The sequence below is a fragment of the Ensifer sp. 38_S197 genome (genome assembly GCF_056924495.1).
Genome location: NZ_JBXOVZ010000001.1, coordinates 2,431,885 through 2,446,914, shown reverse-complemented (window position 1 = coordinate 2,446,914; position 15,030 = coordinate 2,431,885). Strand labels below are relative to the sequence as shown.

At 60.3% G+C, this 15,030-nt stretch carries 12 protein-coding genes and 1 pseudogene; 6 read left to right on the top strand and 7 right to left on the bottom strand.

Features of this window, described 5'->3' with window-relative positions; translation table 11 throughout:
* Positions 1-10: 10 nt before the first annotated feature.
* Together AC1Z3V_RS11190 and AC1Z3V_RS11185 are read right to left on the bottom strand one after the other, a co-directional pair.
* A complete protein-coding gene (locus AC1Z3V_RS11190; protein WP_483498903.1) occupies positions 11-1,621 on the bottom strand; it encodes a Re/Si-specific NAD(P)(+) transhydrogenase subunit alpha in 1,611 nt (536 codons plus the stop codon).
* 64 nt (positions 1,622-1,685) lie between these two features.
* Positions 1,686-2,453 carry an SDR family NAD(P)-dependent oxidoreductase gene (locus tag AC1Z3V_RS11185; protein WP_483498901.1) on the bottom strand — a complete coding sequence of 256 codons (768 nt, stop codon included), beginning with the start codon at positions 2,451-2,453 and terminating at the stop codon, positions 1,686-1,688.
* Between the two features lie 400 nt (positions 2,454-2,853).
* Here AC1Z3V_RS11185 and AC1Z3V_RS11180 point away from each other — a divergent pair, with 400 nt between their 5' ends.
* The 3 genes from AC1Z3V_RS11180 (at position 2,854) to AC1Z3V_RS11170 (ending at position 7,384) form a co-directional block, all read left to right on the top strand.
* Positions 2,854-4,107, top strand: a complete 1,254-nt coding sequence (locus AC1Z3V_RS11180) for a CaiB/BaiF CoA transferase family protein (protein ID WP_483498899.1) — start codon at positions 2,854-2,856, stop codon at positions 4,105-4,107.
* A 113-nt stretch (positions 4,108-4,220) separates the two neighbouring features.
* A complete protein-coding gene (locus AC1Z3V_RS11175) occupies positions 4,221-5,723 on the top strand; it encodes an aldehyde dehydrogenase (protein WP_483498897.1) in 1,503 nt (500 codons plus the stop codon).
* Between the two features lie 14 nt (positions 5,724-5,737).
* Positions 5,738-7,384: a GMC family oxidoreductase gene (locus tag AC1Z3V_RS11170; protein ID WP_483499641.1), complete on the top strand. Its 1,647-nt coding sequence runs from the start codon at positions 5,738-5,740 to the stop codon at positions 7,382-7,384.
* On the opposite strand, the gene AC1Z3V_RS11165 is transcribed toward AC1Z3V_RS11170, so the two are convergent.
* Positions 7,302-8,249 (bottom strand): LysR family transcriptional regulator, encoded by a 948-nt coding sequence (locus AC1Z3V_RS11165; RefSeq protein WP_483498895.1) that lies wholly within the window; start codon positions 8,247-8,249, stop codon positions 7,302-7,304. The two genes, AC1Z3V_RS11170 and AC1Z3V_RS11165, sit on opposite strands and share 83 nt — an antisense overlap.
* A 167-nt stretch (positions 8,250-8,416) precedes the next feature.
* On the opposite strand from AC1Z3V_RS11165, the gene AC1Z3V_RS11160 reads away from it, so the two are divergent.
* Both AC1Z3V_RS11160 and AC1Z3V_RS11155 read left to right on the top strand, forming a co-directional pair.
* Positions 8,417-8,902, top strand: coding sequence for a MaoC family dehydratase (locus tag AC1Z3V_RS11160; RefSeq protein WP_483498893.1), 486 nt, complete (start codon positions 8,417-8,419; stop codon positions 8,900-8,902).
* A 2-nt stretch (positions 8,903-8,904) separates the two neighbouring features.
* A complete protein-coding gene (locus tag AC1Z3V_RS11155) occupies positions 8,905-10,140 on the top strand; it encodes a CoA transferase (protein ID WP_483498891.1) in 1,236 nt (411 codons plus the stop codon).
* 376 nt (positions 10,141-10,516) lie between these two features.
* On the opposite strand, the gene AC1Z3V_RS11150 is transcribed toward AC1Z3V_RS11155, so the two are convergent.
* Both AC1Z3V_RS11150 and AC1Z3V_RS11145 read right to left on the bottom strand, forming a co-directional pair.
* Entirely contained in the window at positions 10,517-11,206 is a 690-nt protein-coding gene (locus AC1Z3V_RS11150; protein WP_483498889.1) for a helix-turn-helix transcriptional regulator, read from the bottom strand.
* 13 nt (positions 11,207-11,219) lie between these two features.
* A complete protein-coding gene (locus tag AC1Z3V_RS11145; RefSeq protein ID WP_483498887.1) occupies positions 11,220-11,726 on the bottom strand; it encodes an EVE domain-containing protein in 507 nt (168 codons plus the stop codon).
* A 33-nt stretch (positions 11,727-11,759) separates the two neighbouring features.
* On the opposite strand from AC1Z3V_RS11145, the gene AC1Z3V_RS11140 reads away from it, so the two are divergent.
* Positions 11,760-12,599 carry a nitroreductase family protein gene (locus AC1Z3V_RS11140; protein WP_483498885.1) on the top strand — a complete coding sequence of 280 codons (840 nt, stop codon included), beginning with the start codon at positions 11,760-11,762 and terminating at the stop codon, positions 12,597-12,599.
* A 63-nt stretch (positions 12,600-12,662) separates the two neighbouring features.
* Here AC1Z3V_RS11140 and AC1Z3V_RS11135 read toward each other — a convergent pair.
* Positions 12,663-13,715, bottom strand: a pseudogene (locus AC1Z3V_RS11135) (IS630 family transposase).
* Positions 13,716-13,803: 88 nt separating this feature from the next.
* Complete coding sequence (locus AC1Z3V_RS11130; protein ID WP_483498883.1) at positions 13,804-14,973, bottom strand: sugar-binding transcriptional regulator; 1,170 nt, start codon at positions 14,971-14,973, stop codon at positions 13,804-13,806.
* Positions 14,974-15,030 lie beyond the last annotated feature (57 nt).

Sequence of the window (15,030 nt, the reverse complement as noted above, 5' to 3'; positions counted from 1 at the left end):
CCCTCCCCGATCAGGACTTCTGGAACATGGCGAGCATTCGCCGGGTGACGAGGAAACCGCCGACGATGTTGATCGTCGCGATCAGCACCGAGAGTGCCGCGAGAGTCACGACCAACCAGTTGCCGGAGCCGATCTGTAGCAGAGCACCCAGGATGACGATGCCCGAGATTGCGTTCGTCACCGCCATCAGCGGGGTATGCAGCGAATGGGCGACATTCCAGATCACTTGGAAGCCGACGAAGCAGGCAAGCATGAACACAACGAAATGGTTCATGAAGCTCGTCGGCGCATAGGCTCCGAGCACGAGGGTGAAAACGGTGCCGATGGCAAGGAGGCCGATTTGGCTTGCCGTCTGCGACTTGAACGCCGCGAGTTCTCGCGCGCGCTTTTCCTCCGGAGAGAGCTCCTTTGGTTTTTCCTTCGGCCTCTGGACGGCGATCGCCTGTATCTTCGGAGGTGGCGGCGGGAAGGTGATCTCGCCATCGAAGACAACGGTCGCTCCGCGAATGACGTCGTCTTCCATATTGTGGACGATCTCGCCGTCCTTCCGCGGCGTCAAATCGCTCACCATGTGGCGGATGTTCGTCGAATAGAGCGTAGACGCCTGGGTGGCCATGCGGCTTGGAAAGTCCGTGTACCCGACAACGATGACGCCGTTGTCTGACCTGGTGCGCTGGTCCGGAACGGTCAGGTCGCAGTTTCCGCCGCGCTCGGCGGCAAGATCGACAATTACGGAGCCTGGCTTCATTGCCGCGACCATGTCGGCCAGCCACAGCTTCGGCGCGTCACGGCCGGGGATCAGCGCAGTCGTGACGACTATGTCGATGTCCGGCGCAAGCTCACGGAACTTCGCGAGTTGCTTCTCCCGGAACTCCGGCGACGAAGGAGCAGCATAACCGCCTGTCGCAGCACCATCTTGCTCCGCCTCCGCGAACTCGAGGAAAACGAACTGGGCCCCCATGGATTCGATCTGCTCGGCCACCTCCGGGCGCACGTCGAAGGCATAGGTGACTGCGCCGAGGCTGACGCTCGTTCCGATGGCGGCCAGCCCCGCAACGCCCGCGCCGATGACCAGCACCTTAGCCGGCGGAATTTTGCCTGCCGCCGTGACCTGGCCGGTGAAGAACCGACCGAAATTGTTCCCGGCTTCGATTACCGCCCGATAACCGGCGATATTCGCCATCGAGGAGAGAGCATCCATTTTCTGGGCACGTGAGATGCGCGGCACCATGTCCATGGCGATCACGTTCGCGCCACTGTTCCTGCAATGATGCAGGAGTTCCTTGTTCTGGGACGGGTAGAAGAAGGAAATCAACGTGTGCTTCGGCGTGAGGGACAAAGCTTCTTCGGGTGTCGGCGGCCGGACCTTGATCAGCAAATCGCAGGTGTCATAGAGCTCTTTCCGCGACGTCAGAACAGTCACGCCGGCATTCTCATAGGCCGCGTCCGAAAATCCGGATAAATCGCCAGCGCCGGATTGGATGTAGCACCGATGCCCTATCTTCCGAAGTTGCGCGGCGCTATCCGGCGTCAGCGCAACCCTCGCTTCCCCCGCGGTCGTTTCCGCGATCGCTCCGATGTTCAAGGCAAACTTCTCCCCACTTTTCAAAAAGGCGGCCATCGGCCGCGCCCACCATGGCCTGAGCCAAGGCGTTGACACGTCGCCGATGCCGCAAACGCATGTCTTATTGGGCTGTCCACCCGCCGTCGACTTTCAGGCTGGTTCCCGTGATCATCGCGGCAGCGGGCGACGCTAGGAACAAGGTCGCTGCAGCGATGTCGTCGACGGTTGCCAAGTGACCCAGCGGGATCTTTGAGAACAGGAATTCCCTCTTTTCCGGCGTATCGACAATGCGTCGGACCAAGGGCGTGTCAACAAACGTCGGCGCCACGCTATTCACCCGTATGCCCTGAGGGGCCAGCTCGATCGCCATGGCCTTCGACAATCCCTCGAGAGCATGCTTGGTCATGCAATAAGCCGTCCTGTTCGGCGATCCAACATGGCCCATCTGGGATGTTATGAAAATCACGCTTCCGCCCCGGGCTCGGGCCGGCTCCTGCAGCATCTTGGTGACGACAGCCTGGCTCAGCAGAAAGCTTGCCCGGATATTCAGGTTGCACATTGCATCCAGATCTTCTTCAGAGACTTCGGTAAACGGCCCCGGCACATTGGTGCCGGCGTTGTTGACCAGTATGTCCACGCGGTCCAGCGCCGCGACTTTCCTCCGCGCTTCGACGAGGTCGGTGACGTCGCAATGCCAGATCTCGGGCTTCGGGCAGCCCATCCCGACAATCTGCGCAGACACCGCCTCCAAGGAAGACAGGGTGCGGCCCATGAGAATGACCGATGCACCCGCCCGAGCAAACGACAGGGCGATCGCCTCGCCGATCCCACCGCCTGCGCCAGTAATCAACGCCACCTTTCCGTCCAGCTTGCAGTTGATAGCGTCCACAGTGAAGTCCCCCAATCACGTTCTCTCATTCGCAATACAAACTCGACGGAAAAGCCCTGCGCGACTTGATGGACGAGAGCGTAGACAGATCGCACTCATTCGACAATTCAATTTATCTTTCGGTTTATTCATTATATCCGCTTAATAGTGCGCTGGACGGGAGCGCCGCGCGTCCGGCTAATCCGGTGCTTGCAGAATTCGCCTGGACATTTTTGAACCTGCCGCGCCCGAGTTCAGGTTTTGCACGGCATGGGTAAGACTCGGTTTATATTGGCAAAACCTACGAGTAGGCCGGAATTGTTCGATAAAATGAATGAAATACTTAATTATTTGAATTTGAACAAATAATACCACTCGTCTAGCCCTCTTCCGGTCATGTCGACCAAACGGGAGGTGGGAAATGGATGCCCTGACTGACACTGAACGCGAAAATTCGCCTTCTCCTGCCCGCCGTCGCTCCAAAGGCCCCCTCGGCGATCTCAGGGTGCTCGATATAGCGACCTTTGTCGCCGCTCCCTTCTGCGGGACGATCCTCGCGGACTTCGGGGCCGAGGTGATCAAGATCGAACAGCCCGACGGCGGCGATGCGTTGAGGAAGTTCGGAACCAGGACCGAATGCGGGGACAGTCTCGTCTGGCTAAGTGAAGCACGCAACAAAAAGACCGCCACTCTGGATCTCCGAACACCGCGAGGCGCGGAGTTGTTTCGATCGCTGGTCCAGACCTCGGACATCGTGCTTGAAAATTTCCGGCCCGGAACACTGGAGAAGTGGGGCCTGGGCTATGAGGATCTCAAGAAGATCAACCCCAAGCTCATCATGCTGCGCGTCAGCGCTTATGGGCAAACAGGCCCGAAGAGGCATGAACCCGGCTTTGCAAGGATCGCCCACGCCTTCGGCGGCCTGTCCTTTCTTGCCGGCATGCCTGACGGGCCTCCTGTCGTTCCGGGCTCGACATCGCTTGCCGACTACATTTCCGGCATGTGGGGGGCGATAGGCGTATTGATCGCCCTGCGCGCACGCGAGGAGCAAGGCATCGGCCAGTACATAGACATCGGGCTTTACGAATTGGTCTTTCGCCTGCTCGACGAGATCGCTCCTGCCTACGCGCGAAACGGCTTCGTCAGAACGCGGCTGGGACCGGACACCGTCAATGTGACGCCGCACAGCCATTACAGGACGAAGTCGGGCGACTGGATCGCGGTCGCCTGCACAAGCGACAAGATGTTCGAACGCCTGGCCTCCATGGTCGGCATGCCCGAGCTCGCGTCGGACCCAGACTTCAAGACGTCCGAGGCGCGATATCGCCGGCTGGCGGCCGTCAACAAGATCGTGAGCGACTGGGCGGCGGATCACGATCTCGAAAGCGCTCTTCGCATTTGTGGCGAGTTCGGAGTGCCCTGCGGCAAGATCTATTCCATCGAGGACATCTTCAACGACCCCCAGTACAGCGCCCGAGGCAATCTGATGACCATAGTGGACGAGCGTGTCGGCGAACTCGTCTTGCCGTCCGCGATGCCGATCCTTTCGGAGACGCCAGCCGTTTTCAGGAACGCCGGACGGGCGCTGGGTGCCGACAATGCAGAGATATTCGGAGACATCCTCGGTCTGGATGGCGAGGAGATCCGGGAACTCGAAAGTGCACGCGTAATTTGAGAGATTCGCGCGGTCAGGTGCAATGAGGAGCGCCGACGTGTCTGCGCTTGAGCATCGGAAAATCACCGCCCCAATGCGGTGCGCGCCGTCAATATCATGGGAGGTTCCGAGTCATGGATCCGCGAGAAGCCGCAGATGTCGTCCATTACGACATGTATATCGATGGTGCATGGGTCAAGGGTAGCAGCGGCGAACGCTTCGAATCTCAAAACCCGTTCACCAGGAGGACATGGGCGACATTTCCCCGCGGAAACGCGGAAGATGCGAACCGCGCCGTTGAGGCTGCCAGGCGTGCGTTCGAAAAGGGCGAGTGGGCCCGCATCAGTCCCACGAAACGTGGACATCTGCTTCGACGCTTTGCCGATCTCATCGGCGCAAACGCAGAACGCCTGGCACGCATAGAGACCGTAGACAACGGCAAGTTGATCAACGAGATGGTCACCCAGGTCAAATACGTGCCCGAGTGGTTCTATTATTATGCGGGCCTCGCCGACAAGCTGGAAGGCAAGGTCATCCCGATCGACAAGGCCGAGACCTTCAACTTCACGCGACGTGAGCCGCTAGGGGTCTGCGTCGCCATCACGGCTTGGAATTCACCGCTGCTGCTGGCTGCCTACAAGCTGGGCCCGGGCCTGGCAGCAGGCAACACGTTTGTGCTGAAGCCGTCTGAATACACCTCCGCTTCTGCAGTCGAACTCGCAAAGCTTGCGGACGAGGCGGGCCTGCCGCCGGGCGTCCTCAATGTCGTCACCGGATTCGGAGCTGAGATCGGCCAGCCCCTCGTCGATCACCCCCATGTCGCAAAGGTAGCCTTCACCGGCAGCGAATTCGGCGGCCAGAAGGTCTACGAGTCGGCAGCCAGGGGCCTGAAGCGCGTCACTCTGGAACTGGGCGGAAAATCGCCGAATATCGTCTTCGACGACGCCAACCTCGAAAACGCCGTCAAGGGCGCGATATCGGGGATATTCGCGGCCTCCGGCCAGACCGGCGTCGCGGGCTCGAGGCTGCTCGTGCAACGTTCGATCTACGACGATTTCGTCACGAGGGTGGTGAAGTTCGCGGAAACCGCCCGGATGGGAGATCCACTCGACACGCGTACGCAGGTGGGGCCCGTAACAACGGATCCGCAATACAGAAAAATCCTCGACTACATCGCGATTGCAAAGGCGGAAGGCGCTTCGACGTTGCTGGGTGGCGCCCCTGCGACCCGGCCGGAATGTGGCCAGGGCCAGTTCGTGGAACCTACCATCTTCGGCGACGTCAACAACAATATGCGGATTGCCCGGGAAGAGGTCTTCGGCCCCGTCCTCTCGTGCATTCCGTTTGACGACGAGGAAGAGGCGATTGCCATCGCCAACGACAGCCCCTACGCCTTGGCGTCCGGCGTTTGGACCAACAATCTCCGCCGGGCGCTGATAATGTCGGAGAAGCTCGAAGCGGGTACGGTTTGGGTGAACATGTACCGCGCCGTGAGCTACATGTCGCCATTTGGTGGGCACAAAAGATCGGGCGTCGGGCACGAGAACGGTCTCGATGCCATCTACGACTACACGAAGACCAAGAGCGTTTGGATGAGCACATCGCTCGAAACTCCGGACCCGTTCGTGATACGGTAGAGGATGGCTCCGCCATGCATGATGTTATCGTCATAGGCGCCGGATCGGCCGGCTGCGTTCTCGCCAATCGGCTGACTGCAAATGGGCGAACGAACGTTTTGTTGTTGGAAGCAGGCCCGCCTGATTCGGGAGTTTGGCTGAAGGTTCCCGCGGGCACTCCCCGCCTTTACGGCGATAGTCGCGTCAACTGGCGCTTCAGCACTGTACCGGAGCCGGGTCTCAATGATCGGCGCATCTATTGCCCGCGCGGCAAGACGCTCGGAGGCAGCAGTTCCATCAACGGCCTCGTCTACATGCGAGGCGTGCCAAGCGACTATGATAACTGGCGACAGATGGGGAATGCTGGATGGGGCTGGACCGACGTGCTTCCGTCTTTCATCCGCACCGAACGATGCGCAGCCGACGCCTCGCCCCTGCGGGGCCGGTCCGGAGAACTGGGTGTTTCCCCGCTTCATCAGCCGCATACGGCCTCACGGTACTTCGTGGAGGCAGCGGTTGCTGCCGGCCTTCCCTTCAATCCCGATTTCAACGGGGAGCGCCAGGAGGGCGCTGGCTATCTCCAGTATACGACTCTCAACGGTGTCCGCTCTTCGGCGGCCTCCGCGTTCCTCGATCCGATCAGAAATCGGAAGAACCTTCGTGTCGAGACGAATGTTCGGGTTGAACGGCTTATCTTGGACGGAAAGCGCGTCGTCGGGGTCCGGTGCATGACGCGGCAAGGCGCGGTCGAATATCGCGCGAAGGAGGTCATCCTGAGCGCGGGAGCGATCGGCTCGCCTCATCTCCTGCTGTTGTCCGGCATAGGCCCCGGCGGGAGCCTGGCACATATGGGAATAGACGTTCTCCATGACCTACGCGGCGTTGGCTCCAATCTACAGGACCATATCTACGTCCACATCCTGTCGCGAGTGCTCGCGGCCTATTCGATCAACTCCTACATCCGAAAGTCGACGTCGATCTTCAAGAGCTGGCAGCTCCTTCCCCATGTCATCGAGTACATGATGTCCGGAACCGGGCTTCTGGCGTCGGCGGCCGCTCAGGCGGCCGCATTCATCCGATCCAACGACGATGCCGTTTCACCGGACATCCAGGTGCAGTTTCGACCGTTCAGCATGTTCATCACGCCCGACGGAGCGTTCGGCTCGGAGGCGGACCCTACCGTGACAGCGTCCTGTACCGTCCTTCGGCCGCTCTCGCGCGGGAGCGTCACGTTGGCGTCCCGCGATCCGTCGACGCCTCCCAACATCCTCTTCAACTATCTGCAGGAAGAGGCCGATCTGCGGGTCCTTGTGGAAGGGGTGAAGTGGATAAGACGAATATTCGCGGCGGAACCCTTCTCCAAAATGGTCCGGCAGGAGGGGCTCCCCGGCGACGCCGTCAGGACGGACGACGATCTTGCCGGCTACATCCGCGCGAACGCCCAGGCGATGTACCATCCCGTCGGCAGCTGCAAGATGGGTTCCGACCAGAGGTCCGTCGTCGACGAACGGCTCAGAGTTCATGGCATCGAAGGCCTGCGCGTGGTAGACGCCTCCGTGATGCCCCAGATAGTCTCCGGAAACACCAACGCTCCGACGATCATGATCGCCGACCGCGCGTCCCAACTGATCGAAGAGGACTGGAAGGCCGGCTCGCCTGCAATTCTGGTTGGTCAGCGATAAGCTCGCGCACGAGTTGGGCCAAACGTGCTGCCGCGGGAGGGAATGCTCGCCCCTTCAGCTTTATCAAAGCGACCTGACGCGCAAGTGTCGGGTCGACAATCTTCTTTATTGAGTACGACGCCGACCTCAGATTGGTCAGCGAGATGTGGGTCAGCACGGCAACACCCAGGCCGGCCTCCGCCATCGAGATCAGTGTCTGCGCTTGCGAGAACTGGTGCTTGGTCTGAAACGGCAGGCCTCGATCCTTCATCGCGGCGTCGAGCAGGGCGCGCAGCGCGCTGGCCGTGTTGAGAACCAGAAGCGGCTTTGATGCGAGCTCTTCGAGGCTGATTTCGTCCGCCCTGAGGCCGGACGTGAAGGCAGGAGGGACGAGCGCGTAGAGTTCGTCGTCGAACAGCCTCTCGAAATCGAACTCGGGGTCCGCAACCACCGGGCCGATAGCAAAGTCGACCTCTTCGTTTCTGACACAGGCGAGGAGCTCATTCGGATTCAGCTCCTGCACTACGATCTCGATCGTTGGATAATCCTTTTCGAACACCGCCAGGATGCGTCCCAACCGCGTCGCGGCAATCGTGGGTGAACAGGCGAGAGCGATCCGACCTTTGCGAACGTCGGCCGTCTCGTGAATCGTGCGCAGGCACGCCTGCACGCCGAGCATTGCCTGCTTGGCGCTGACGAGAAGCAGTTCGCCTTCCTTCGTCAATTTCACCTGCCGGGTCGTGCGATGGAAGAGTGGCACGCCGAGCTGGTCTTCCAATTGCTTGATCTGCGTGCTCACCGCGGACTGAGAACGAAGCGTCTCCTCCGCTGCGAAACGGAAACTGCGGTGCTCCGCCACCAGGATGAAGGTGTGCAGCAGCTTCAAATTAACGTTCCCGAACAAAGACTTAATTGAAGTCATAGCAATCCCCGAATTTCGCTGGCCGGCATTATATACTAAACCGAATGAATGGTTCGAATAAATTAATTTGATGGAATGATGAGCTTGCTCTACCCCTTCCCGCATCGGCAACAACAAACTTGGCGACAGCTATGAAAGCGCGAGACTTCGGCAACTTCCTCGAAGATTTTGTTCCTGGAAAACGCTTCGAGCATTGGCCCGGACGGACGATCACCGAAGCTGACAATATTCAGTTCAGCCTGATGACGATGAACCGCCATCCGCTTCATTGCGACGCGAACTTTGCCAGCCGCTCCGAATTCGGCCGCCCGCTTGTGAACAGCGGTCTGACGCTGGCAATCGTACTCGGGATGACGGTCGATGACATAAGCTTCAACGCTATCGCCAACCTTGGCTGGCAGGACATATCGCTCGTCGCGCCAGTGCACCCGGGAGACACGATCTATGCCAGATCCGAGGTCATCGAGGTACGGGAAACGAAGTCCAGGCCCGGCCAGGGCGTCGTCACGACGCACACCGAGGCATTCAACCAGGATGGCGTCGTCTTCATGCGGTTTACCCGGCTGTGTCTCGTTCCCACGAGGGCCAACGCCGGCGTAGCTAAAGCGGGGGCCTGATCATGAGCACCCAAGTCCTATCCGGCGTCCGTGTCGTCGAGAGTTCGGCCTTTATTGCGGCCCCGCTGTGCGGACTGCTGCTCTCGCACTACGGCGCAGATGTCATCAGGATCGACAATATCGGCGGCGGCATCGACTACAAGCGTTTGCCACGATCCAATGGTGGGCGCAGCTTCTATTGGACCAGCCTCAACAAGAACAAGCGCTCCGTCGCGGTAAATCTTCGGGAGCCTGAAGGCAGGGAGCTGGTTCGGCGATTGGTGTCCGCTCCCGGACCCGACGGCGGGATACTTTTGACGAACGTTGCCGCGCCTTGGCTGACCCACAAGCAGTTGCAGGACGATCGCAGCGACGTGATCTCCTGTACGGTCGAGGGCAACTTCGACGGCACGACTGCGGTGGATTACACCGTGCATTGCGCGACCGGGTATCCCCACATGACGGGGGAACCGGGCTCGGGGCCCATCAACAATCCCCTTCCCGCCTGGGACGTCATCTGCGCGCATCAGGCTTCTTCCGCCTTGCTTGCGAGCATCATGCGCCGTCGCATCTCGGGAGAAGGCAGCGAAATCCGCATTGCGCTCTCGGACATCGCGTTTTCCACCTTGTCGCACCTTGGGCTGATTTCGGAGGCGCAGCTGGCGGTGGAGGAACGTGGCTCCATCGGGAACTACATCTTCGGCGCATTTGGTCGTGACTTCGTAACCGCCGATGGCCGAAGGGTCATGCTGGCGGCGATCTCGGCAAGGCAGTGGTCGAGCCTGGTCGCAGCCTGCGAGCTCGCCCCCACGTTGGCAGCGCATGAGGCCCGGCTCTCGGCCGACTTCAGCCGGGAGGAAGACCGGTACGAGCACCGCGAGCTCATCGCCGCCTTGATCGACGAGTGGTGCCATGCGCGGACGTTTGATGACGTATCCGCTGTCTTCGACCGGAACGGCGTCTGCTGGGGCGTGTATCAGACCGTTAAAGAAATGGTCGAACGCGATCCTCGCGTATCGCTTGCCAACCCGCTCTTCCGAACGCTCGAAACGGCGGGGATCGGCGAACACCTGTCCGCGGGTCCTGCTTTTCGGATTGCCCATGAACCTAGGCAGGAAACTACGTCCGCAAGGTATCTTGGTGCGGATACCGAACAGGTGCTGGGAGAAGTCCTCGGCATCGGGAGAGCGCAGCTCGGCGACCTTGTCGCAAGGCAGATCGTAGCGGGGCCGGAGAAGGACCCCTACTACGGCCGATAACTTCGAGTTCCTCGCACTGCACTTCGTTCCGGCCAGCCGTCCTGATCGGTTCGGCAAGGCGGCTAGCGGCGCGGATGTCGAGGCGTCGCTTTCGCGGGAGCCACGAGAGCCATGACTTTGAACATCGCAGGGGAGGTTTGCGGCTCGAGCAGCCCGCGGCTCGTTTGAACCGTCTATCACGGATCGGCCGCCGTTGAACGTTCGATTCGGCATAGAGGAGCTTCGTGCCATGAGCCTCTGTGTCAGCCAACGCAGCGTCCCCTGCTCTACTCCGAAGCCAAGCCTAGGCGCACGGCGACCCTCCTAGTTCGTTATGCCGAGGACCCTAGCTGTCGATATCCAACCGGCCGGCGCTCCGGCAGCGCTGAACGATTGGCTACAATGGGATGTTATGTTTTCTCCGCCACTCATTCACCAGTGTCTTGCGACGGCGCGGATATCGTTCGGCATTGGCCCAAACGGCAATGATCCTATCAACGCGGAAGTGTCGGAAGTCATTGCGCAGCTCACACCAGGCGGCGAGCACTTGGGCCTCCTGGAAGAAGCCCAGAGCAAACGGCCAGACGATGCGCTCGGAGGAACGATCGCTACCGTCTCGATAGGTGATCGTCATCTTGCGTCCCGCACGAATGGCCTCGCGAATCAAAGCCAGGTGCTTCCGCTTGTCTGCCATGTCGCCGGCGGTGGGGACCACAAGCAGACCGACGTCTTCAAGGCGTTCTCTAAGGTCAGGCGGCAAGACGGCGGCGATCTTGGCCAAGGCGCGCTGGGTCGCCAAAGCGAGCTTGTCGTCAGCTTTGTCCATTGCCCAGCGGGCGCCGAAGACGACGGCTTCGATCTCTTCCTCTGAAAGCATCAGCGGTGGAAGCAGGAATCCGGGTCTCAGGACATAGCCGACCCCTGGCTCTCCGTCGATGGATGCGCCGAGCACGCGTAGCGCCGCTATGTCACGATACAGCGTGCGCCCCGATACATTCAGGTCAATGGCAAGCTGCGCCGCACACACCGGCTCCCGGTGTTGGCGCAGGAGTTGCATTAACTCCAGAAGTCTTTCCGCCCGTGACAAGCTTGAGTCCCGTTCAGTGGCCCGCTGCTGTCGATAGGAACAGCTTTCCCACGTCCGCTTCCATCGCATCTGCAATCACGTGGAAATCATGTTCGTTGATGGAGAAAAGGCCAAAGCGCAGCTGGTACCCCCAGTTCGTTCGACCGGCGGTGAACTCAAGACGCTCCAGTAGCGGCCGGATCGGTGTCGGCACGCTGATCGCCCAGTCCACGTCACGACGATGAGGCACGAAGCCGCCGCCCATGTCGAAGAGATAAGGATCGCCATTACGGACGGAGCCGATGGCGGTGAAATGTTGATGGCGTTCTTTGCCTTTGAAGGTCTGATTGGGCGAGTAATAGATGAAACCGTCACCGGGCCTGATGCGCTTTAGAGCGCTGAGTTTGCCATTACAGACCTGCACATAGTCCCCTTCCAGCGCGCATTTGGCATGTACCGCCGAGGCGATACCGATCCAGTAACTGCGAGCAGCAGCCTGCCTTCCGACATCCGTGGCAGAAGCTGGGCTAGAAATCATCATGGCACCTCCCCAATGAAACTTTGTGGAGCCTACATGGACGCGCTGACAGTTTTTGTCAGTATCGAAAGGGATGCCAACTCGAGAAGGATCCAGCGAACTCGCGCCGCGATGTACCCACCGGTACCCCCAACAGCAGGCCCGAAGATGATCGATAAACCTATCTTTACAGCTGCCTCTTCGCAGGACTTGGAAAGATTCCCGATATCTGAAGCGTTACTGACAAAAACTGGCAATGACGTTTGTTATGTCGGGGGTGCGAGCCCATCTGAATATGAAAGCAGCATCATGAAGAAGAATAATCGGTCGTCCCAACACAATATCCTCCCTCTGATCCTCGACCGCTGGTCACCTCGGAGCTTTACCGGAGAGCACATCCCCGACGACGTGTTGTTCAGTCTGGTCGAGGCCGCGCGCTGGGCCCCATCGGCTTATAACTCGCAGCCTTGGCGCTTCATCTGGGCGCGCAAAGACACTCCAGAATGGCAGCCAATCTTCTCCACTCTTTTGGAATTCAATCAGGAATGGGGAAAGGCCGCCTCGGCTATTATAGTCGTCGCTTCTAAGACGACGTTCCGGCGCATACCGGAAGAGCAGGAACAGCCGACTTCGTGGCATCAATTCGACGCGGGTGCTGCATGGGGATTCCTCGCGCTGCAGGCAGAGGCGCTCGGTTGGACGGCGCATGCATGCGGTGGGTTCAACGGTGAAGCGCTCAGGACGAACCTCGCGCTTCCCGCCGACATCGTCCCGCATGCCATAGCTCTGGTGGGCAAGCAGGGCGACCCGGAGTCGCTGCCTGAGCATCTGCGACAGCTGGAATTCGCGCGTGACCGCGTGCCGCTCAGCGACATCGTCGCTCACGGCAAGTTATAGTCCTGGAACGGTCTGGCGCGACCGAGCCTCGATAACGTGGCGAACGCTATAATATCAACGGCATTAAAGTTTGACCTTCGCCCATTTTCGCAACGTGATTGAGGCGACCGCGCTCTTGTCGTCTGCGAAGAAGTTCCAGGCCTGACAGCATTTGTCGATGATGTCGTCGTAGCCGTCGAAGACGGTGACGGCGAGCCTGTTCTTGCGGAGATACTCCCAGATGTTCTCGACCGGATTGAGCTTGGGCGCGTAGGGCGGCAGGTGCAGAAGCGAGAGGTTGTCGGGGACGACGAGGTGCTCTGCCATGTGCCAGCCCGCCCCGTCGAGCACGCGCGCCGGCTGCGTCCTGGCGGCTGATCTCGGCCAGATGCAGGGACAGGGCGCCGGCATTGGCCTTCGGCAGGACGAGGGCGGCGGTTGCGACGCGTGCCGGGCAAACGGCGCCGAAGATGTAGGCCCATTTGTAGCGCCGGTCGCGCGGACCGCGCGGCCGGGTTCCGCGTCGGGCCCAGACCCGTGTCAGCGTCCCCTGCTGGCCGACGCGGGCCTCGTCCTGGAACCAGATCTCGACCGGCTTGCCGCGGGCGTGCTCGGGCAGAACCGCCGCTACCTTGCCGGAGAAGTTTTTTTGAACGCCTCCTGGGCCGCTTCGTCGGCCTTCGGGTGACGGGGACGCGGCGTCAGCCGCACGAAGCCGAGTTCGGCCAGTTGCGCGCCGACCGTGCGCTCCTGCATGACAACCCCGAACATCGCCTCGATCCGGCGCTTCAGGTCTTTGCGCCGCCAGCGCACCACGCCGTCGCGCTCGAGATCGGGACCTCGTTCCACCAGCGCCGCCAACTCGGCCTTCTGCGCATGCGTCAGCCACGGCTGGCGCCCAGGGGACTTGCGGTTGACAAGGCCGCTTAGCCCTTCCGCATTGTAACGATGCACCCAGTCGCGCAACGTCTGGCGGTCCATGCCACAGGTCTCGGCCGCCGTCTTGCGGTCCACCCCCTCCAGAACCAAGGCAATCGCCAGCATGTGCCGCGCCGCCCGAGCATCCCGCGCTTTCGCCGCCGCAGCCCGCACCTGCGCTGCCGTCAGCTCCATCCATGTAATTGCGATCCCTGCCATCCAAGCCTCCTTCAACTCGCCAAAGCAGTGAGTCAGACTCGTCGCTTTTGGAACCCCCTCCGAGTCAATCGCATACGCCGTTGGTATATTAGATGATCTTCTCCAATGCGTTGGCGAGATCCCAGTCGACGATCAGTTCATTGACCATTTCGAGACGGATCATTTCACCGATGATCGCAGCTCTCTCCCGCCCGATTGCAGCGACGATGACGCCCGCACCACCTATAGCGGCCGATCGGATCGCGATCCGCGACAGTTGTTCTTTGGTGATGCCCGTCCACATCGCATTCAGTTCATCGACCAGGCGAACTGCGTCGGCGGGCAGTTCCGGCTTGGGAATGAGCACGCCGCCGACATCGCCGGCAATCAAGGCTTTCAGTTCGGCCGCCGTGATATCCGCGGCCGACAACACCTCTTCCATGGCGCCGCCGAGGGGCCTGTCTGCCGAGCCGACACTGGTGATGACCGTGTCCAGCCGATTGATGAGCGGGTTGTCTCCGGCGAAAATACGGCGGTAGGACGCGGCATCGAGCAGATATTCGCGTATCGCCCGCGCCTTGGCTTCCTCGTAGCGGCGCGGAATGTAGGCTGGCACTCCACCGAGCCGAAGCTTTTCGCCTTCGCCATCGTTGAAGAGATTGTTGAGGCGCCCGGCAAGCAGCGAGGATGAATAGTCGGGCGTAGCCAACGTAATCAGTTCCGCCGATACCGGTGCAAAAATGATCTTCCTGTCGCTATGATAGTTGCGGTTCGCACCGGCCAATCCGTCGATCAGGGACGAAACGGTTCGACCCCACGTCACGCCGACCGCACCGCTTACTCTTAACAACTCGCCCAGCCGTCCCGCCGCCGAACGACCAAACCGCCGGGTTCTAATCTCAAATGCGCCAGCGGTCGGCGATTCTGAACCGCTGTCGAAGACGCGCACGTTCGGCGTCATACGGCCTGTCCGTTCACGGATTTCATCGAAGCGTGAAACAAGGCGCCGGGGCTCCAGCAGATGTTGTATTTCTCGTATCGCCTCGGCCGATAGGCTGATTTCATTGAAACGCAGCTCAGTTACGAGCCAGCCCATATCGGTGGCGTGCGCGAGCAGCCGCGAGACATGCGACTGCGAAACGCCTCCAAGGAGTTTACCTATCTCCTCCTGCGACAGGTTGTGCCGCGCGCGCAAGTAGGCCGCCTGCTGCGCTCGTCGGTCGCGCTCACTGTCGGCATCTTCACCTTCGCGCATGAGGCTCAATCCCTGCATGTTCATTTCAGAATGTCTATGCGAACATAGTTATGCTAGATAGTTATTTCTATGGCAAGCGAA